This is a genomic window from Aeromonas sp. 84A, from assembly GCF_051919345.1.
GTDB lineage: Bacteria > Pseudomonadota > Gammaproteobacteria > Enterobacterales > Aeromonadaceae > Aeromonas > Aeromonas veronii.
Map to the genome: position 1 here is coordinate 2,841,082 of NZ_JBQBEW010000001.1, position 20,559 is coordinate 2,861,640.

At 58.6% G+C, this 20,559-nt stretch carries 17 protein-coding genes and 1 pseudogene; 11 read left to right on the plus strand and 7 right to left on the minus strand.

Annotated features, from left to right (window positions below):
* Window positions 1-19 precede the first annotated feature (19 nt).
* From hisG to hisIE, 8 genes are read left to right on the plus strand one after another with little or no spacing between them, the layout of a single operon-like run.
* Window positions 20-916: an ATP phosphoribosyltransferase gene (hisG, locus tag ACTG20_RS12950; RefSeq protein ID WP_071910208.1), complete on the plus strand. Its 897-nt coding sequence runs from the start codon at window positions 20-22 to the stop codon at window positions 914-916.
* 12 nt (window positions 917-928) lie between these two features.
* Entirely contained in the window at window positions 929-2,254 is a 1,326-nt protein-coding gene (gene hisD, locus ACTG20_RS12955) for a histidinol dehydrogenase (RefSeq protein WP_194496397.1), read from the plus strand.
* A complete protein-coding gene (gene hisC, locus ACTG20_RS12960; RefSeq protein ID WP_439987709.1) occupies window positions 2,251-3,321 on the plus strand; it encodes a histidinol-phosphate transaminase in 1,071 nt (356 codons plus the stop codon). Before hisD ends, hisC begins: the two co-directional genes overlap by 4 nt.
* A 15-nt stretch (window positions 3,322-3,336) precedes the next feature.
* The gene (hisB, locus tag ACTG20_RS12965; protein ID WP_194496395.1) at window positions 3,337-4,446 is read left to right on the plus strand and encodes a bifunctional histidinol-phosphatase/imidazoleglycerol-phosphate dehydratase HisB; all 1,110 of its coding nucleotides are present in this window, start codon (window positions 3,337-3,339) and stop codon (window positions 4,444-4,446) included.
* Window positions 4,446-5,087, plus strand: coding sequence for an imidazole glycerol phosphate synthase subunit HisH (gene hisH, locus ACTG20_RS12970; RefSeq protein WP_139733274.1), 642 nt, complete (start codon window positions 4,446-4,448; stop codon window positions 5,085-5,087). The genes hisB and hisH overlap by 1 nt, the downstream gene beginning before the upstream one ends.
* A 5-nt stretch (window positions 5,088-5,092) precedes the next feature.
* Window positions 5,093-5,854 (plus strand): 1-(5-phosphoribosyl)-5-[(5-phosphoribosylamino)methylideneamino]imidazole-4-carboxamide isomerase, encoded by a 762-nt coding sequence (gene hisA / locus ACTG20_RS12975; RefSeq protein ID WP_194496394.1) that lies wholly within the window; start codon window positions 5,093-5,095, stop codon window positions 5,852-5,854.
* The gene (hisF, locus tag ACTG20_RS12980) at window positions 5,854-6,627 is read left to right on the plus strand and encodes an imidazole glycerol phosphate synthase subunit HisF (RefSeq protein ID WP_194496393.1); all 774 of its coding nucleotides are present in this window, start codon (window positions 5,854-5,856) and stop codon (window positions 6,625-6,627) included. Before hisA ends, hisF begins: the two co-directional genes overlap by 1 nt.
* Entirely contained in the window at window positions 6,620-7,270 is a 651-nt protein-coding gene (gene hisIE / locus ACTG20_RS12985) for a bifunctional phosphoribosyl-AMP cyclohydrolase/phosphoribosyl-ATP diphosphatase HisIE (RefSeq protein ID WP_194496392.1), read from the plus strand. The genes hisF and hisIE overlap by 8 nt, the downstream gene beginning before the upstream one ends.
* Before the next feature lie 52 nt (window positions 7,271-7,322).
* Here the strand turns inward: hisIE and ACTG20_RS12990 are convergent, their stop codons facing one another.
* Window positions 7,323-8,840 (minus strand): KAP family P-loop NTPase fold protein, encoded by a 1,518-nt coding sequence (locus ACTG20_RS12990; RefSeq protein ID WP_194496391.1) that lies wholly within the window; start codon window positions 8,838-8,840, stop codon window positions 7,323-7,325.
* Between the two features lie 354 nt (window positions 8,841-9,194).
* Between ACTG20_RS12990 and ACTG20_RS12995 the strand changes: the two genes are divergently transcribed.
* On the plus strand, window positions 9,195-10,484 hold the full coding sequence (locus tag ACTG20_RS12995; protein ID WP_194496390.1) for a sensor domain-containing diguanylate cyclase: 1,290 nt from the start codon (window positions 9,195-9,197) through the stop codon (window positions 10,482-10,484).
* 85 nt (window positions 10,485-10,569) lie between these two features.
* Here the strand turns inward: ACTG20_RS12995 and ACTG20_RS13000 are convergent.
* Window positions 10,570-12,190, minus strand: a pseudogene (locus tag ACTG20_RS13000) (acyl-CoA synthetase).
* 569 nt (window positions 12,191-12,759) lie between these two features.
* Window positions 12,760-13,677, minus strand: a complete 918-nt coding sequence (locus ACTG20_RS13005; RefSeq protein ID WP_194494992.1) for an IS5 family transposase — start codon at window positions 13,675-13,677, stop codon at window positions 12,760-12,762.
* A 252-nt stretch (window positions 13,678-13,929) separates the two neighbouring features.
* Between ACTG20_RS13005 and ACTG20_RS13010 the strand changes: the two genes are divergently transcribed.
* Window positions 13,930-15,456, plus strand: a complete 1,527-nt coding sequence (locus ACTG20_RS13010; RefSeq protein ID WP_439987712.1) for a YfcC family protein — start codon at window positions 13,930-13,932, stop codon at window positions 15,454-15,456.
* A 62-nt stretch (window positions 15,457-15,518) separates the two neighbouring features.
* Here ACTG20_RS13010 and ACTG20_RS13015 read toward each other — a convergent pair whose 3' ends face one another.
* Window positions 15,519-15,707, minus strand: coding sequence for a hypothetical protein (locus tag ACTG20_RS13015; protein WP_040069812.1), 189 nt, complete (start codon window positions 15,705-15,707; stop codon window positions 15,519-15,521).
* A gap of 501 nt (window positions 15,708-16,208) precedes the next feature.
* Between ACTG20_RS13015 and ACTG20_RS13020 the strand changes: the two genes are divergently transcribed.
* On the plus strand, window positions 16,209-16,748 hold the full coding sequence (locus ACTG20_RS13020; protein ID WP_194496388.1) for a glycine zipper 2TM domain-containing protein: 540 nt from the start codon (window positions 16,209-16,211) through the stop codon (window positions 16,746-16,748).
* A gap of 114 nt (window positions 16,749-16,862) precedes the next feature.
* Here the strand turns inward: ACTG20_RS13020 and xdhC are convergent, their stop codons facing one another.
* From xdhC to xdhA, 3 genes are read right to left on the minus strand one after another with little or no spacing between them, the layout of a single operon-like run.
* On the minus strand, window positions 16,863-17,348 hold the full coding sequence (xdhC, locus tag ACTG20_RS13025) for a xanthine dehydrogenase iron sulfur-binding subunit XdhC (RefSeq protein ID WP_058056839.1): 486 nt from the start codon (window positions 17,346-17,348) through the stop codon (window positions 16,863-16,865).
* A complete protein-coding gene (xdhB, locus tag ACTG20_RS13030) occupies window positions 17,345-18,223 on the minus strand; it encodes a xanthine dehydrogenase FAD-binding subunit XdhB (RefSeq protein ID WP_194496387.1) in 879 nt (292 codons plus the stop codon). The genes xdhC and xdhB overlap by 4 nt, the downstream gene beginning before the upstream one ends.
* Window positions 18,216-20,534 (minus strand): xanthine dehydrogenase molybdenum-binding subunit XdhA, encoded by a 2,319-nt coding sequence (gene xdhA, locus ACTG20_RS13035; protein WP_194496386.1) that lies wholly within the window; start codon window positions 20,532-20,534, stop codon window positions 18,216-18,218. The genes xdhB and xdhA overlap by 8 nt, the downstream gene beginning before the upstream one ends.
* Between the last annotated feature and the right edge of the window lie 25 nt (window positions 20,535-20,559).

The following is a 20,559-nucleotide window of genomic DNA, read 5'->3' on the forward strand; positions in this document are numbered from 1 at the left end:
ACTAGAAGGAAATCGAGCAATGGAAACACAACGTCTTCGTATCGCCATGCAAAAGTCCGGTCGTCTGAGCCAGGACTCCCAAGCCCTGTTCAAGAGCTGTGGCCTCAAGATCAACCTGCGCGAGCAGCGCCTCATCGCCCATGTCGAGAACATGCCCATCGATATCCTGCGGGTGCGTGATGACGACATCCCGGGTCTGGTGATGGAAGGGGTGGTCGACCTTGGCATCATCGGCGAGAACGTGCTGGAAGAGGTGCAGCTTATTCGTGCCTCCCAAGGCCTCCCCTTCGAGGTCAAAACCCTCAAGCAGCTGGACTTTGGTGGCTGCCGCCTTTCGCTGGCGGTGCCGGAAGATGTGACCTACACAGGGCCAGAAAGTCTTGCCGGCAAGCGCATCGCGACCTCCTACCCCGGGCTGCTCAAGCGCTTCTTTGACGAAAAGGGGCTCGGCTTCAAGAGCGTGATGCTGGGCGGCTCGGTGGAAGTGGCACCCCGCGCGGGCTTGGCTGATGCCATCTGCGATCTGGTCTCCACCGGCGCGACGCTGGAAGCTAACGGCCTGAAAGAGGTGGAGGTGATCTACCGCTCCAAAGCGGTGCTGGTACAGGCCCCCAACCCCTTGTCCGATGCCAAGCAGAAGCTCATCGACAAACTGCTGCCCCGCATTCAAGGGATGCAGCAGGCCCGCGAGAGCAAGTACATCATGCTGCACGCCCCCAAAGACAAGCTCGATGCCATCACCGATCTGCTACCGGGTGCCGAGCGCCCCACCATCATGCAACTGGCCGGTGACACCAATCAGGTGGCGCTGCACGTCGTATCCAGCGAGACCCTGTTCTGGGAGACCATGGAGCAGCTCAAGGCCCTCGGAGCCAGCTCCATTCTGGTGCTGCCCATCGAAAAGATGATGGAATAAGGAAGGGATATCATGCAGACCCTGATCTGGAAGACCCTCTCCCCCGCCCAGCAGGCCGACGTGCTGACCCGCCCCGCCCTCAATGACGAGGCCGATATCGGCGCCGTAGTGCGGGATATCATCGCCGCGGTGCGTAGCCGTGGCGACGAGGCCCTGCGCGAGCTGAGCCAGCGCTTCGAGCGCGCCCCCCGTGAGCAGCTGCGCGTTAGCGAAGATGAGATTGAAGCCGCCTGCGCGCGGCTGGATGACGACATCAAAAATGCCATCGAAGCGGCCATTGCCAATATTCGCACCTTCCACGCCGCGCAAGTGCAGCCAGTGGTACGGATAGAAACCCAACCCGGGGTGGTATGCGAGCTGCGCACCCAGCCCATCAGTCGGGTCGGCCTCTATGTGCCGGGGGGCAGTGCGCCGCTCCCCTCCACCGTGATGATGCTGGCCATTCCAGCGGCGATCGCCGGTTGCCGTGAAGTGGTGCTCTGCACCCCGTCCCCCGCTAGCGACGAGATCCTGTTTGCCGCCCGCGCCTGCGGTGTAGAGAAGGTGTTCGCCATCGGCGGTGCGCAGGCCATCGCGGCCATGGCTTACGGCACCGAAAGTATTCCCAAGGTGGACAAGATCTTCGGCCCGGGCAACGCCTTTGTGACCGAAGCCAAGGGGCAAGTCTCGACGGATTGGCGCGGCGCCGCCATCGACATGCCAGCCGGCCCCTCCGAGGTGCTGGTGATTGCCGACGAGAGCGCCAACCCCGCCTTCGTGGCGGCGGATCTGCTCTCCCAGGCCGAGCACGGCCCCGACAGCCAGGTGGTGCTGGTGACCACCTCGCCGCTGCTGGCCGATGCCATTGCTGGCGAAATCAAGAGCCAGCTGGCCAAGTTGAGCCGCCGCGATATCGCCGCCCAGGCGCTCGGCAGCAGTCTGGTGATCCTCTGTGACGATCTGGCCGAGGCGTGCGCCATCTCCAACGCCTACGCGCCGGAGCACCTGATTGTGCAGACCCGCGCCCCCCGCGATCTGCTGGATAAACTCGAGAACGCCGGTTCCATCTTTCTGGGAGCATGGACCCCCGAGTCGGTCGGCGATTACGCCAGCGGCACCAACCACACTCTGCCAACTTATGGCTATGCCCGCACCTGCTCCAGCCTTGGCCTCGCCGATTATCAGCGCCGCTACACGGTGCAGGAGCTGAGCGCCGAAGGTATTCGCGGCCTTGGCCCCATTGTCGAGCGCATTGCTCAGGCCGAGGGGCTCGATGGCCACAAAAATGCCGTCACCCTCAGATTGAACGCCCTGGCCGCCGCGCCCCAACCAACAGCACAGCAGAAGGATTTGTCATGAGCATTGCCAATCTGGCGCGCCGCGTGGTGCGGGCCCTCACCCCTTATCAATCTGCCCGCCGCATCGGCGGCAAGGGCCACGTCTGGCTCAACGCCAACGAGGCGCCACAGGCCTATCCCTTCACCATCGAGGGGAGCCGCCTCAACCGCTACCCCGAGTGCCAACCGGCCGAGGTGGTGAACAGCTATGCCGCCTACGCCGGGGTCGATCCCGATCAGGTGCTGGTGAGCCGCGGCGCCGACGAGGCCATCGAGCTGCTTATTCGCACCTTCTGCGAAGCGGGTGAAGATCAGATCCTCATCTGTCCGCCCACCTACGGCATGTACGCCATCAGCGCCGAGACCTGTGGCGTCGGTATCGTCGAACAGCCGCTGACCGCCAGCCGCCAGCCGGACTGGCCCGCCATCGCCGATCGCCTCAGTGACGTGAAACTGGTGTTTCTCTGCTCCCCCAACAACCCCACCGGGGATCTGGTGGGGCGTGACGGCCTTATCGCCTTGCTGGAAAAAGCCCGGGATCGCGCCATCGTGGTGGTGGACGAGGCCTATATCGAGTTCTGTCCCGAGGCATCCGTGGTGGATCTGCTGGCCCGCTTCCCCAATCTGGTGGTGACCCGCACCCTCTCCAAGGCTTTTGCGCTGGCGGGGATCCGCTGCGGCTTTACGCTGGCAAGCCCCGAGGTGATCGCCATGCTGGCCAAGGTGATCGCCCCCTATCCCATCCCCGAGCCCATCGCCCAGATCGCGGCGCAGGCCCTCTCCCCCATGGGGCTGGAGCTGATGCGCGAGCGAGTGATGGAGCTCAACAAGCAAAAAGCCGCCTTCAAGGCAGAGCTGGCAACGCTTGCCTGCGTGAAGGAAGTATTCGAAGACAAGGGCAACTTCGTGCTGGTGCGCTTTGTGGATGGCGCCGCCGTCTTTGCCGCCATGAAGGCCGCCGGCATCATTCTGCGGGATTTCTCGACCAAACCCGGCCTTGATAACAGCATTCGCGTCACCATCGGCTATCAGGGCGAGATGGATGCCGTGCTGGCGGTATTGCGTGATCTGCCCTCTCCCACTTTGTAAGACAAGGATGTAGCGATGAAGACCCCGTTTTTGTTTATCGACCGCGACGGCACCCTGATTGAAGAGCCGGTGACCGACAAGCAGGTGGATAGCCTCGCCAAGCTGCGCTTCGAGCCCATGGTCATTCCGGTGCTGCGCGAGTTGCAGGCCGCAGGCTACGTGCTGGTGATGGTGACCAATCAGGATGGGCTGGGCACCGCCAGCCTGCCGCTGGAGAACTTCCAGCCACCCCACGACCTGATGATGCACCTGTTTGAATCGCAAGGGGTGAAGTGGGAGCAGGTGTTGATCTGCCCCCACTTCCCCACCGACGGCTGCAATTGCCGCAAACCCCACCTCGGGCTGGTGAAGGCGTATCTCGCCTCCGGTCGCATCGACTTTGCCAACTCCTTCGTGATTGGCGATCGCCAGACCGATCTGCAGCTTGCCGAGAACATGGGCATTGGCGGTATTCGCTACCACCCGCAGGATCACGACTGGCTCGCCATCCGTGATCAGCTTCTGTCCAAGGGGCGAACCGCCTCGGTGGAGCGCTACACCAAGGAGACCCGTATTCAGGCGGCAGTGGATTTAGACAAGAGCGGCGGCAACCAGATCGCCACCGGCATCGGCTTCTTTGATCACATGCTGGATCAGATTGCCACCCACGCCGGTTTCCAGCTCAAGCTGAACGTCAGCGGCGATCTGCATATCGACGATCACCACACGGTAGAGGATGTGGGGCTGGCGCTGGGTCAGGCGCTGCGTCAAGCCCTTGGCAACAAGCGCGGCATCGGCCGCTTCGGCTTTGTGCTGGCGATGGACGAGGTGCAAGCGGTGATCGATGCGCGTCCGCTGACCGAGCAGGAAGTGAGCACCGCGCTGGATCTCAGCGGTCGCCCCTACTTCGTGTTTGACTGCCCGAGCGGCTTTGGCCGCGACAACGTGGGCGAGATGGCCACCGAGATGGTGCCCCACTTCTTCCGCTCGCTGTCGGACGCCATGGCCATCACCTTGCAGATGAAGGTGGGCAGCGGCAACACCCACCATCAGGTGGAAGCGCTGTTCAAAGGCTTTGGTCGCGCCCTGCGTCAGGCTATTCGGGTGGAAGGGAGCGAGCTCCCCTCCAGCAAGGGAGTGCTGTGATGGATGTGAGCAAGCAGAAGCTGGTCATTATCGACACCGGCTGCGCCAATCTGGCCTCGGTCAGAATGGCGTTCGAACGCCTCGGTGTGCAGCCGCTGGTCTCAAGCGTGGCGGCCGATATCGAGCAGGCGGACAAGCTGATCCTGCCCGGTGTCGGCACCGCGGTGGCCGCCATGAAGAACCTCAACGAACGGGGGCTGGTGCCCCTTATTCGCGCCGCCAAGCAGCCGCTGCTGGGCTTTTGCCTCGGCATGCAGATGCTGGCGGAGGCTTCCGAAGAGAGCATGGGTACGGATGACTCGTCAGAGCGCCTTATCGACTGCCTTGGCATAGTGCCGGGCAAGATCCGGCTGATGGAGGTGGACAATCTGCGCCTGCCCCATATGGGCTGGAACCAGATTGAGCATGACGAGACCCATCCTCTGCTCAAGGGGATCCCGAGCGGCAGCTACTTCTATTTCGTTCACTCCTATGCGCTGGAGGTGACCGAAGCGACGCTGGCGACCTGCGACTACGGCCAGCCGTTTACCGCCATCGTCGGTGGGGTTGCAGAGCACAGCAACTTCTTTGGCGCCCAATTCCACCCGGAGCGCTCAGGCGCAGCCGGTGCCCGTTTGCTGCAAAATTTCCTGGAGCTGTGACTAGCATGATCATTCCCGCAATTGACCTTATCAACGGTCAGGTAGTTCGCCTCTATCAGGGGGACTACGAGCAGAAGACCGAATACAGCAGCAGCCCGCAGGCCCGCTTCGACGAATATGTCTCCCAGGGGGCGGTGCAGCTCCATCTGGTGGATCTGGACGGTGCCAAGGATGCCAAGGCGCGCCAGTTGCCCCTGCTGACCCAACTGTTGTCAGCCACCGAAGCGCCAGTGCAGGTGGGTGGTGGCGTGCGCACCGAACAGGATGTGGCAGACCTCTTGGCCGCCGGTGCCAGCCGGGTGGTGATTGGCTCCACCGCCGTCAAATCCCCGGATCTGGTGGCCAGCTGGATGGAGAAATATGGCCCCGAGCAGATCGTGCTGGCGCTGGACGTCAATATCGATGAGCAGGGCAATCGCCATATCGCGGTGGCGGGCTGGCAGGAGAACAGCGGGGTGACCATCGAAGCGCTGATCGAGCGCTTCCTCCCCGCCGGGCTCAAGCATGTGCTCTGCACCGACATCAGTCGTGACGGCACCCTGGCTGGCACCAACGTCGAGCTCTATCGGGATCTCTGCGTCCGCTACCCGAGCGTCGCCTTTCAAGCCTCCGGCGGCATTGGCGGCATCGCAGATATCGAGGCGCTCAAGGGCTCCGGCGTCAGGGGGGTCATCCTTGGCCGCGCCCTGCTGGAGGGCAAGTTCTCGGTGGGTGACGCCATCGCCTGCTGGCAAGCCCCCGCTGCCGATACCACAGGAGACAACTGATGCTGGCAAGACGCATTATCCCCTGCCTCGACGTGAAAGATGGCGTGGTGGTCAAAGGGGTGCAATTTCGCAACCACGAGGTGATGGGCGGCATTGTCGAGCTGGCGCGCCGCTACGCCGAAGAGGGCGCTGACGAGCTGGTGTTCTATGACATCACTGCCTCCAGCGATGCGCGGGTGGTAGACAAGAGCTGGGTGAGCCGGGTAGCGGAGGTGATAGATATTCCCTTCTGCGTCGCCGGTGGCATCAAGAGCGTGGACGATGCCCGCCAGATCCTTGAATTTGGCGCCGACAAGGTCTCCATCAACTCTCCTGCACTGGCCGACCCGACCCTGATCAGCCGACTAGCCGAGCGATTTGGCGTGCAGTGCGTGGTGGTGGGCATTGACTCCTACTTCGACGCCGACACGGGCCACTATCAGGTCAAACAGTTTACCGGTGACGAGAGTCGCACCCGCACCACCGCCTGGCACACTCTCGACTGGGTGCAGGAGGTGCAAAAGCGCGGAGCGGGCGAAATCGTGCTGAACGTGATGAATCAGGACGGCATGCGTCAGGGTTATGACCTCGACCAGCTCAAGCTGGTGCGCAGCGTCTGCAAGGTGCCGCTGATCGCCTCCGGCGGCGCCGGTGCCATGGCGCACTTTCGCGATGCCTTTACCCTCGCCGATGTGGATGGGGCGCTGGCCGCCTCTGTATTCCACAAGGGCCTTATCCCCATTCCCGAATTGAAACGCTGGCTGAAAACCGAAGGAGTCGCCATCCGTGAATAACTTCTCTGAAAATGCACAAACCACCGCCAGCGCGCGCCCCCTTGCCGAGCAGCTCGATTGGGCAAAATGTGATGGCATGATCCCCGCCATCGTCCAGCACGCCGCCAGCGGCGAGGTGCTGATGCAGGGCTTTATGACCCGCGAGGCGCTGGAGAAGACCCAGACTACCGGTCAGGTCACCTTCTTTAGCCGCAGCAAACAGCGGCTCTGGACCAAGGGTGAAAGCTCGGGCAATGTGCTCCAACTCGTCGCTATCAGCACCGACTGCGATCAGGACTCCCTGCTGATTGCCGCCAACCCCGTCGGCCCCACCTGCCACAAGGGGACAACCTCCTGCTTTAATGGCCACCCGCTGCCGCCCCTCGGTTTTTTGGCAGAGCTGGAGCAGGTGCTGGCAGCCCGCAAAGGGGCCGATCCGGCCACCAGCTACACCGCCAGCCTCTACGGCAAAGGGACCAAGCGCATCGCCCAGAAAGTGGGTGAGGAAGGTGTTGAAGTAGCTCTGGCCGCCATGGCCAAGGATCGGGAGGAGCTCATCAACGAATCCGCCGATCTGCTCTACCACCTCACCGTGCTGCTACAAAATGAAGGGCTGGGATTACAGGATGTCGTTCAGCGGCTTTATAAGCGGCATAATAAATAACATATTTTTTCATAATGTGCGGGTCCTACCCGCACATTTAACTCGATATTATTCAATCAATATGCACGGCTAACTCGACAAGGTTTCGATATACTTTGAAGTCATTACACAGCAATGATTGCTCCTTCTGAGATAGTACCGTCATAACCTCTTTCCCATTTACATTAATACTTTTCCCCATACGGTCGGCAACAATAAACAATTGATGTTCTACATTTTTGCAAAAAACCTTATTAATGAGGTGCTTATACGTTGGAAATATAACATCCAACAATGAGCAAGAATAAATATCATCTTGAAAGAAATGTGTCGACACCATCTGATTACCATCAGGTGAACGAACGGTCCTTGGTAAATTCTCACTAGGATTTAATCTTATCTTTATTGATACATCATCATATCGTGATAGAACATTTCCTAGCGATTGATTACCTACACCAAGATCGTCAGTGTACATTTTATTAATTACATTCTTATAAACTTCAGTATCAATGTCATACTGCAAACATAAGAAAACTATAAAATAAGCGTTTAACTTTTGTTGTTTATTGTAAAGCTGAAGAATGGACAACACTCTATCAATAAGCTGTTCTATTTTACGCAGTGAAACACCATGTGTTTCACTAAACAATAAAAACATGTCAACAAGCAACTTTTTACTGAAATCAATCGGCCAAAATGACTCAACATTAAAGTCAATAGCTTTTTTACTAAGATACTCTTCAATAAATACCTTTGTGGACACTAATGGCAGATTAAAACGACGCATAAAGAATCGACCTAAATAATTTTGCGCATCAAATCCATCTCCATATATTACCTTGATAGCATGCTGCAATTGTTCTGTATCTGTTGCCAATACAAAAACAACTTTAGGAATGTCGAATATATGCTTGATAGTCTCCAGCATTTCCACAGCATAGGAAGGGCGACAACGATCAAGCTCATCTATCAAAATAAATGCGGGATAGTCCAGTTCTCTTTCACTTAAACCAACAGCTCCCTCAACCCATTGCCGGATCTCATTTTTAAGATATTGGATAGATTCATAACGCTCTTTGTGATTGCTGCACAGTGTATCAACCAGCTTATCTGCGTCTTCGCCTTCCATAGAAAAGTCACCATCTTCAAGTCCAGCTTTTTTAATGGCTGACTTGAGTACCAATTTTCCGCCCAGCTTGAGCAAACCCAATAGCTTGGGCTTGATGCCATCAGGTATGGAAACCTTATTTCCTGTTGCATCTTTCAATTGCTCGATAATCGACGAAATCACCGTCAATAAGGGATCATCGGAAAAGTCCTGCTGCCAGGCATCGATATAGACGGTGGGATAGTGCGCTTTCAGCTCCATATACCAGCGCTTGATAAACCAGGTTTTCCCTGCCCCCCATTCGGCATTGAGGTTGAGCACATAGTTGCGTTGCTTGCCTTCGGCGGCGAGGTAGTTGGTCAGAAAGTCGGCATAGCGGGCACGTTCAAGCCGATCACCAGCCAACTCTTCACTGCCCGCAATGGCCCCCGGCCCGTCCCACTGAACTGTGTCATTCCAATTAAACGGTGCCACTGCCATCTCGTATCTCTCCATATTGCGTTGCTGAGGATGATATCAGGGGCACAGTGAAAATAGTTTGATTAAAGACCTGTTTGTTGCCCTTTCTGCCGCTCGGGCTGGCGTATTTGACTGCCGAGCAATTGCTCTGCTGCTGGCCCACGATGCCGGGCCGATATAGGTGGGACGGTTATCTGCATAGCCACGGACTCAGTTGATTTCCTTTGACCACACCAACGATGACAATCGTGTGACATGGCGCAGATCCTGCGGAAATAAACGCGAAACATGGCCTGTGAAGTGCTTAATTTAAACAGTTGGTACATATATTCGCGCTGTATACAACGATGCCCTTAACCAAGGATGGCTAGCCCCATGAAGGATGAACCCTTCTCTATCCAGTTACAGCATGAGCTGGATCACCTCAAAGCCATCTTCAACGAGACGGACGCCTACATGTTTACCAAGGATCTGGCGGGCCGTTACACCTATGCCAATCAGGCGGTGCTGGATCTCTTTGGCTGCACCCTCGCCGAGTTGCAGGGACAGGATGATCGGGCTTTTTTTGATCTCGAATTCTCCGACACCATTCAACGCAACGACCGGTTGGTACTGGAGCAGCAACTCGCCATCGCCCAGGAGGAGATCAACTACCTCAAATCCACCGGGGAAAAGCGCTGCTACTGGACCGTTAAAAAGCCCATCCATGACAAGGATGGCAACCTGATCGGTCTGTGCGGCATCTCCACCGATATCACCGAACACAAGCTGATTGAGGCCCGCATGGCGGAGCAGCATCAGCTGCTGGAAATCATCCTCGCCAACGTGGATGCCCATATCTATATGAAGGACAGCCTGCACCGCTTTCTCTACGTCAACCAAAAGGTCGCCGATCTGCTGGGCCTTCCTGCCGAGCAGATCATCAATCGGCGCGATGATGAGGTGATCCCGGCTGCCAGCGCCTGCCAGCTGTGGCGACTGGACAATCGGGTATTCGAAACTGGTGAGCTGCAAGCCGGGGAAGAGATGTTGACCGATCCCGAAGGCAATCAGCACTACTACTGGTCGGTCAAGGTGCCCTTTCTGCTGGGGGATGGCACCCCCACCCTGATCGGTATCTCCTCCGACATTACCGAACTGCACCAGCTCAAGGAGCAGCTGCACCAGCAGTCGGTGCGCGATGGCCTCACCGGTCTCTACAACCGCCGTTTCTTTTTCGAACTGTGCGAGAAGAACCTCAGTCTGGACATGCGCCACCACCTCACCTCGGTGCTGATGGTGCTGGACGTGGATCAGTTCAAGTGCATCAACGATCGCTTCGGGCATCCCCTTGGGGATAGCGCGCTGGTGCATCTGGGCAAGGTGATGCAATCGGTGCTGCGCAGCGAAGATGTGCTGGCCCGCATCGGCGGTGACGAGTTTGCCATCTTGCTGCCCAACACCCCCCTCTTGGCCGCCGCATCACTAGCCGAGCGACTGCGCCTGCAGGTGATGCAAAGCCCGCTGCCCCTGCCAGATGGAGATAAGCTGGTCATCACCATCAGCGCAGGACTGGTGGAAAATGGCGAAGGGGAGCTGATGGAGAGCCTCTACGCCCGCGCCGATCAGATGCTCTATCAGGCCAAACAGGGCGGTCGCAACTGCGTTGCCTGCAAGACCCCCTAGCCACACAACGGGAGGCCAGCAGCCCTCCAGACCCCTTGTATCTCCCTCCTATGAATGGCTGTGCTGGCTCCTTACGAACAGGCCGCTACCCCAACTGTTTGCGCAGCACGAATTTTTGTACCTTGCCGGTCGAGGTCTTGGGCAACGGGGTGAAGATGATGCGTTTGGGGGCTTTGAAGTGGGCCATCTGCTCACGACAAAAGGCGATCAGCTCCGCCTGGGTAGTCTCTCGCCCCTCTTTCAGTTTCACGAAGGCGCAGGGCACCTCCCCCCACTTCTCATCGGGCATGGCGATCACCGCCGCTTCGTCCACATCGGGATGGCGATAGAGCATCTTCCACCTCCAGACTGGAGATATTCTCTCCGCCGGAGATGATGATGTCCTTGGATCTGTCCTTGATCTCCACATAACCATCCGGGTGCCATACCGCCAGATCGCCACTGCGAAACCACCCCTCCGCCATCGCCTCGGCGCTGGCCGCCGGATTTTTCAGATAGCCCTTCATCACCACATTACCGCGCAGCACGATTTCGCCCATGGTTTTGCCATCCTTGGCAACCGGCTCGCCACTGACAGGATTGATGACCCGCATCTCCCCCTGCAGAGGCGACGCAACACCCTGCCGCGCCTTGAGGCGGGAGAGCGCTGTGGCATCCTGACCTTGCCAGCTTCTTTGCGGTTCGCACAACACACAGGGGCCATAGGTTTCGGTCAGGCCATAGACGTGGGTCACAGCGATCCCCATCGCCTCCATACCGGCGATCACGGTGGCGGGGGGCGCAGCGCCAGCGGTCATCACCTTGATGGGGTGATCCAGCCCCTGCTTGAGCGCCGGATCGGCATTGTTGAGCATATTGAGCACGATGGGCGCCGCGCAAAAATGGCTCACCTTGTGCTCGTGCAGTGCCTCATAAATGGCGGACGCCTGCACATGACGCAGACAGACGCTCACCCCGGCGGTGGCCGCCAGCGTCCAGGGGAAGCACCAGCCGTTGCAGTGAAACATCGGCAAGGTCCAGAGATAGACGGGATGTTTGGGCAGCTCCCAGGAGAGTACGTTGTTGATGGCGTTGAGGTGGGCGCCACGATGGTGATAGACCACCCCCTTGGGGTTGCCGGTGGTGCCGGAGGTGTAGTTAAGGGAGATGGCCTGCCACTCATCTTGCGGCAACCAGCCGGGCTCATCGCCGTTACCAGTGGCAATAAAGGCCTCATAGGTCAGTTCACTGACAAGCGCCCCCTCCCGGTAGAGGGGATCGTCGATGGCGATGACCAGCGGTTGGCGCTCCAGCAGATCCAGCGCCTTGCGCACCACAGAGCCGAACTCCCTGTCCACCAGCACCACCTTGCTCTGGGCATGCTGAAAGATAAAAGCCATCGACTCGGCATCGAGCCGGGTATTGATGGTGTTGAGCACGGCGCCGCTCATGGGCACCCCGAAGTGCGCTTCAAACATCGCCGGGATATTGGGCGCGACGATGGAGACGGTATCCCCCTCCCCGATGCCGCGAAGCCTCAGGGCCGAGGCCAGCTGGCGGCAACGGCGGGCGGTCTCGCCCCAGCTCTGGCGCAGCGGGCCGTGGATCAGCGCCGGATAGTCGGGATAGACCCGCTCCGCCCGCCCCAAAAAGCTGATGGGGGTCAGGGCCTCGAAATTGGCGGCGGTTTTGGCAAGGTCGCGCTCATAGATGTTCTGCACTGTCATCGGATTCCTTCCTCACAGGTGGCACAAAACGGGCTATTTCGGGATCAATCAGAGATCAGCAAGCGACATGGGCATCCTGCCCGTCACTGGTCTCTTATGGGGATGACAGCCTAACAGTGAGCCTGCGGCGGCAGGTATTAGCAAAACGTCTTAGACAGGAACAGCCTGCTGCCAACAGGGGCCTCTCTGTTTTCGTTGCAAAAAATATTTCGTTACAGGAAAGCGTGCCATTTTTTTCACAGGCTGTTTTTGGCGAAATAACGAAAACAGATGATATCGAAATATTATTCCGTCAAAGCTGCCTTATATGTCATTCCATTCATCTCGGTGCGCACTATTTTCATACCCTTTATTTAAGGCAAGGCGCGTTAAATGAAACCTGAAATAGTTATTGCATAACACTATTTATTTCATCCCAGTCATTAAATCCATGACAAATAAATTCTGTGAGCCATCCCATAAAGCGAGCATGGCACCATGTTCATCAAGCCTCACACGGGTTACGGTTATAACGGCGTTGTTGCCCAAATCAGCCAGCAAGTCATGACTTCCCCAGCCCCAAGGGACCGCTACACTCGGGGCTGTCTGACGGGCAGACCAAGGCTGTTCAGTTTGTTTATCGCGCTCACATACGCCATCACTTCTCCTACTTGGCCGTTATAATTCCGCAGACTGATTTTCCCCGCCAGCAACTGCTTGAACCGATACATTGCCGTCTCGGCCAGCGAGCGACGGTGATACCCCGATATCTTCTTCCAGTTCGCCAGCCCTTCCTTGCGCATTACCAGCACAGCCTCATTTCTTGGATGTCCCTTTTTCCATAACCCCGCGTTCTTGCGAGGCGGGATACAGGCTGTCGCCCCTTTGCACGAGATAAGCTGATGGCTGGCTTTGCTGTCATACGCGCCATCCGCATAAACACATCCCAGCTTGCGCCGCAGAGGGTTGAGTAAGGTGGGCAACACCTCGGCGTCATGGACATTTTCCAACGACACTTCCGCCGCCACGATATCGTGGGTCACCGGGTCTACCGCCAGATGCAACTTGCGCCAAACTCGCCGCTTCTCGGCGCCGTGCTTTCTGACCTTCCACTCGCCTTCGCCAAACACCTTCAGCCCGGTTGAATCGATAACCAGGTCGGTGATGCGCCCCTTTGGGGGCTGTCGATAAGCAACCGTCACCGAGCGTGCTCGCTTGCTGACACAGCTATAGTCCGGTGCGCATAACGGCACATTCATCAACTCGAACAGGGAATCGAGTAGTCCCTGAGTGGCCCGCAAAGTGAGGTTAAACATCCCCTTGAGCATCAGGAAGGTTGCGATGGTCTGGTCAGTGTAAAGCTGGCCGCGGCCCCGACGCCCATGATGGTCATGGTGAAACCAGTTGCTCATGGCCTCGGCATCAACCCAGAAAGTGAGTGAACCACGATTAATCAAAGACTTGTTGTATTGAGGCCAGTTGGTGATGGGATGAAGCGACGTGCCCATGATGCAGACTTGAAGGGGATGGTGATGATCAGATCACCGAGCCCTCAGAAAGTTCCATTCAAGCTGCATCGATTTGGGCAACAACGCCGGTTATAACGTGAAACAATCCACCGAATGCTCAATATCAGGCCAGATTTCTCGCCAATCACTACGCAATATACAGTGAGTTTGCGTACCTTGAATGTATGACGCAGAAACCCTATCGACCAGATATTCCGCCGAGCCCAAACCTGCTTTATCAAGGAGCATTTTATGTGTGCCGTGCCGAATACCACACCACGCAGACAATTCCCTACTGCATTTACCATTCTGTTTCTTATTATGTTACTGGCCATTGCGCTGACCTGGATAATTCCGGCGGGCGCCTATGCCAAGCTCTCTTATAATCCGGCCAGTGAAAGCCTGATGGTCAATAGCCCACAGGGGGAAATAAGCCGACTTCCCGCAACCCAGGATGCCCTGGCAAAACTCAATATCAATATTGCGGTGGAGCAATTTACCAACGGCACCATCCGCAAGCCCATCGCCATTCCCGGCACCTATGCACGGCTGAAGCAAGCGCCCAAGGGGTTCGGTGACGTGGCGGTCAGCATGGTCAAGGGCACCATAGAGGGGGCGGATATCATCGTCTTTATTCTGGTGCTCGGGGGGCTGATCGGCGTCATCAACAAGACAGGCGCATTCAGTGCGGGGCTTGTCGCCCTCTCACACAAGACCCGGGGCAACGAGTTCCTGTTTGTGGCGCTGGTCTGCTTCGTGATGGCGCTGGGAGGCACCACCTGCGGACTGGAGGAAGAAGCGGTCGCCTTCTACCCCATACTGGTACCCATCTTTCTGGCGCTCGGCTATGACTCCATCGTCTGCGTAGGGGCCATCTTCCTCGCCGCCTCCATGGGCACCACCTTTTCCACCATCAATCCCTTCTCGGTGGTGATCGCCTCCAATGCCGCCGGCATTACCTTTACCGAGGGGCTGCTCTTTCGCGCCATTGGCTGTCTGGTGGGCACCCTGGTGGTGATCGGTTATCTCTACTGGTACTGCAAGAAGATCAAGGCCAACCCGGCCTTCTCCTACACCTATGAGGACAGAGAGAGTTTTCGCGCCCGATTTCTCAAAGAGGGCGCCATGGATGAAGGGGTGCCCTTCACCCTGCGCCGCAAGATCATTCTGACCCTGTTTATCTTCGCCTTCCCGCTGATGGTGTGGGGCGTCTCCATGGCCGGTTGGTGGTTCCCGCAGATGGCGGCCTCCTTCCTGACCATCGCCATCATCATCATTTTTATCTCGGGTCTCAAAGAGAAAGAGGCGGTCGAGGCCTTCACTCAGGGGGCGTCGGAGCTGGTAGCCGTCTCGCTCATCATCGGGCTGGCACGGGGGGTCAATCTGGTGCTAGATCAGGGGATGATCTCGGACACCATTCTGGCCTACGCCTCCGATCTGGTCTCCGGCATGCATGGCGCCGTGTTCGCGGTGGCGCAGATGCTGGTGTTCACCCTGCTGGGGCTGGTGGTGCCCTCCTCCTCGGGGCTCGCAGTGCTCTCCATGCCCATCATGGCGCCGCTGGCAGATACCGTCATGATCCCCCGCTATATCGTGGTGTCGGCCTACAACTGGGGGCAATACGCCATGCTGTTTTTGGCCCCCACCGGACTGGTGCTGGTCACTTTGCAGATGCTCGGCATCCAGTTCAACAAGTGGGTCAAGTTCGTGCTGCCCATGGTGGGCTTTGTGCTGGGATTTGGCGCCCTGATGCTGGTGGCGCAAGTGATGTTGGCCTGATGGGCCTGTGATACATGAGTGACAACACCCCGAGCCTGGCGCGGGGTGTTCTTTTGTCAGTCTTAGTGGCGTACCCGCCCCTGCTGGCGGAAGCAGTAGAGTTTAAGGCTGATGTCGGCGATATCGGCAGGAAGCTCCTCTCCCTGCTCGGCCAGGGGCCGGTAGAGGGATGAGAGCAGACGTTCGGCCTGCTGCGCCGTGATGATGTTGGCCTGGATGGCCGGGGTGATCCAGCTGGGTAACATTGACATATCTCCCCCTCGTTGATCCGGTGATCTCGGGTGAACATCTTCATTTCAGGTCTTACGCGGTTGTCTGCCGACCCGTTCACCCTCTGCTTCACCCAATCAAAGCAAAATGCTTGCCGTGATCTCTTATCGGCCAACATCCGATGGGGCTGGAGCCATTTATCAACCACTTGCGTTGCCATATCAACGAACAGAGCCCTTGTTCAAGACCGCCCTTGACCTGCCCCCGTCAGCACTTTGCCACTCTGGCATTCTGCTCACCGCCCGTCTTGCAAATTGCGACTCGAATTGCTCCTTATCACACTGGTAGAGTCCACCATACGCCGGAAACCGGTCACTTTTAGTCCGTTGTCGCCAAAGCCAGACACTTTTGCATGGTGGCTGTTTTTTGACCTTGCCAGCGACTGTCGCAGGCCCATCCCCCTCGCCTTGTCCGGCCAACCGGTTGTGACAAGATGACGCCAGATTGGAACAGCCCGGATGGGTATGCAGGAGAACCATAAGATGAACAGATCCATGATGGCAGGTATCGGTATTGGCATCGCCTCGGCCCTGGCACTCTCGGCGGCGGCCAGCGGCTCCCTCTTTACACCCCAACCCACCTTTGCCGAGGTAATCGCCAGCAAGCCGATCACCGAGACCATCAAGACTCCCCGACAGGAGTGTCGCAACATCACCGTGACCCACCGCAAGCCGGTACAGGATGAGCACAAGATCCTCGGCACCGTGGTGGGCGCAGCACTAGGCGGCGTGGTCGGCCACCAGTTTGGTGGCGGCAGTGGCAAGAAGGTGGCCACCGCTGCCGGGGCGGTTGCGGGTGGCTACGCCGGCAATCAGGTGCAGGGCAATATGCAGGCGGGGGATACCTACACCACCACCGAGCAGCGCTGCAAGACCGTGCAGGATACGAGCGTCAACACCATAGGTTATGACGTGACCTATCGCCTCGCAGGTCAAGAGGGGGTGATCCGCATGAAGCAAGCACCCGGTGCCACCATTCCGGTCAAGGATGGCAAATTGGTGATCGATCAGCCAAAAGTGTGATTTCTCCTGGCGCTACTCAGCAGCAGGCCCGCCTCTTTCGAGGCGGGCCTGTGTTTTTGGGCGGCTTGTTTCCTTTCTTAAACAACGGCACTCAGGGTCATTGCGCCCAGTCAGTTACCCCTTGCAGCACTTTTTCACCGCCCGCACCACGTTCTGATACCCAGTGCAGCGGCACAAATTCCCCGACAGCCCGCGGCGGATCTCCGCATCGGTCAGCGGACGGCGTTCGGTCTTGTCGAGCAATGCCGCGCTCGCCATCACGAGGCCCGGGGTGCAAAAACCGCACTGCACCGCCCCCTCGTCGATAAAGGCCTGTTGTACATCGGAGAGCTCATTGCCTTTGCGCTCCCCCTCCACGGTACGAATGGACTTGCCATCGGCCCAGACCGCCAGATAGAGGCAGCTGTCGATAGCCGTGCCATTCACCCGCACGGTACAGGCGCCACACTCACCGACACAGCACCCCTCTTTCACACTGATCAGCCCCTGCCCGCGCAGGAAGTGGAGCAGCGACATGGTAGGCGGCACTGCATAGGAGTAAGGCTTGCCGTTGATCTCGCACTGGATCTCTACGGCGGGACAGCTTTGCGGTTGCATCATAGGATCTTGCCTCCGGCACGTTCGACTGCGCAGGCGACCACCCGCTGCGCCAGGGTTTTGATAAGGTGCAGGCGAAACTCCTTCTCCGCCCGCCAGGAGGATCGTGGCGCCACATCGGCCACCACCGCCTCGGCAATGGCGGCCAGTGTGGCGCGAGTCAGGGGTTGCCCTTCGGCCGCAGCTTCTGCGTGCGGGGTACGCACCGGGGTCGGGGCCGCCACGCCGTAAGCAAGCCGCAAGCGCTTGAAGTGACCATCCTCAATCTGGCAGTAGGCGGCGCAGCCGATGGTGGCGATGTCCATGGCATCGCGCATGGCGTATTTGAAGTAGTGGGAGCCCACCTGGGGGTGAGTATCCGGGGCGAAATGAAACGCCACCAGGATCTCCGCAGGTTGCAGCGCCACCTTGCCAGGGCCGGTATGAAAACCGGCGATGGGGATGCGGCGTGTGCCGTTAGGACCAGCAATCTCAAGCTCGGCCTCCAGCGCGACGGTAGGCGCCGCCGAGTCGGCACTGGTGGCGCCGTTGCAGATGTTGCCGCCATAGGTGGCGACGTTGCGGATCTGCGGCCCCGCAATGGTGGCGGCCGCCTCGGCCAGCATCGGCAGACGGCGCTGCACCAGTTCGTTTTCGATGAGCTCGGTAAAGGTGGTGCCAGAGCCGATGCGGATCGACCCATCAGGCAACTCGCTCACCCCTTTGAGCTCGGGCAAGTCGTGAATATCGACGATATGGCGATAGGCGGCGTTGAGGTGATGCAGCTGGATCATCACATCGGTGCCACCGGCCAACAGGCGCGCCTCGGGGTCGGCCTGACGCAGGGCAACCGCCTCGGCCACACTGTGCGCCTTGTAATAACGGGCAATATCAAACATGGTGTTGCTCCTCCCCTGCTCCCTCGCCAATCAAACCCGCGGCGACAAACTCCCGAAACAGGGTCTTGGGGGTGATGGGCAGCTCGTTGATGGCCACCCCGGTCGCCATGCGAATGGCGTTACGGATGGCCGGGCCCGGCGAGATGATGGGCGGTTCCCCCAGGGATTTGTGGCCATAGACCGACTGGGGCTCGTAGGTCTGAACGAAATCGCACTCAAGCTCCGGCAAATCCAGCATGGTGGGGAACTTGTAGTCGAGCAGGTTGGGGTTGCGTACCACGCCGCTCTTGGCGTCGATGATCATCTCCTCGAACAGCGACCAGCCGATCCCCATCCCCATGCCGCCATGCACCTGCCCCTCTGCCAGCTGCGGATTGAGGATCTTGCCCGCATCGTGCAAGTTGAGGATGCGATTGATGGTCACCTTGCAGAGATCGATGTCGACGCTGAGATCGACAAAGGTGCAGCCAAAGCTTGGCGGGTTGGTGGTGGTCTTGTGGGAGACTTCCGAGGTGATCTGGCCACCGATGGTAAGGTGGTAATAGGCGTTGACCGACACCTCGGCGACGCTGATCAGCACCTTGTCCGGTGCGCCGGCCAGCACCACGTAGCCGTCGATCAGGGTCAGCGATCCCACATCCTGATGACAGAGCTGGGCTGCCAGCGACAAAATGCGGGCCCGCAGTTGCAGCGCCGCCTGATGAATGGCGGGGGCCGCCACATAGCTCTGACGCGAGGCGAACGAGCCAGGATCATAGGCGGTGATGTCGGTATCCTGAGTCGAGATAACCCGGATCTGCTCAAACGGAATACCCAATGTCTGGGCCGCCATCTGGGCAAAGACAGTGTCCGACCCCTGCCCTATCTCGGTGGCGCCGATCTGCAGATTGACGGTGCCATCCTGATTGAGCAGCATGCGGGCACCAGCAATTTCGACCCCCACCGGATAGGTGTTGGAGCCGTAGCTAAAGCACGCTACCCCGATGCCGCGCCGCACCCGGCTCGCCGGATCCTGCCCCAGACACTCGGCCTTGAGTCGATCCCACTCGAACATCTCGCGACCACGGATCAGGCAGTCCGGCAACCCGGCGCTGTAGATGGTCTTCTGGTTGACCTGATTGACATCCCCCTCGCGCGCCACGTTGGCGATACGCACATCGAGCGGATCCAGCCCCAGTTCGGCGCAGGCATCATCCAGCATGCATTCGAGGGCAAAAATCACCTGGGGCGCGCCGTAACCACGCATGGCACCGGCGGTGGGCAGGTTGCTGTAGAAGGTTTTGGCGTCATAACCGAAGGCGCTGCGCGGATAGAGGTAACTGATCTTGTTGCCCCCGGCGCTGGCGATAGAGTGGCCGTGAGAGGCATAGCCACCGGTGTTGGAGAGCACGTCGAGCTGATAGCCCTTGAGAGTGCCGTCGCGGTTGAGGCCCATCTTGCCATCGATGACAAAGCCGTGGCGGGTGCGGGAGGCAAAAAAGCACTCCTCCCGGCTCAAGGTCACCTTGACCGGCACACCGCCAAGCTTGTAGCTCAAAAACGCGGCCATCGGCTCTTCCAGCACATCCTGCTTGTTGCCAAAGCCGCCGCCCATATAGGGCTTGATCACCCGCACGCTCGACCAGGGCAGGCCGAGGGATTTGGCTACCCGGCTGCGCACTATCTGGGGGATCTGGGTGCTACTGACGACGATGATGTGGTCCGGTTGATCCATGTAGGCGTAGCAGGTCACCGTCTCCAGATGGCAGTGCTGCACCACCGGCGTCCGGTAGTGCCCCTGAAACTGCAGATCGGCCGCAGCGATAGCATGCTCCGGGTCATTAGCACGAAGCTGGCTTTGGCGCAGCAGATTACCACTCGGATGAATGGGATAGGCATCGTCGGCCAGCGCACTTTCGGCATCCGTCATCACCGGCAGCGGCTCGTAAGTCACCTTGACCAGCGCGGCAGCCTTCTCGGCCACCAGCGGATCACGGGCTACGACTATGGCGACCCCATCGCCAAAGTGGCGTACATGGTCGGTGAGCAGGCGGCGGTCTTTCACATCCCGTTTCGCCTCATCGAGAGACCAGGCGTGACCGGCGGTGCGAAAACAGGTGGTAGGGACATCTTCATGGGTAAACACGGCTTCGACACCGTGCAGGGCCAGCGCCTCGGTCGCATCGATGGCGAGCACCTTGCCGTGGGCAATATTGCTTCGCACGTACTTGGCGTGGCGCATCCCGAGCATGATGTTGTCATCGGTATAGCGGGCGCTGCCGGTCACCTTGGCCTCGGCATCCACCCGCTTGAGCGGTAATCCTATGGACATATGCAAGTCCTTCTCGAATGGAAAA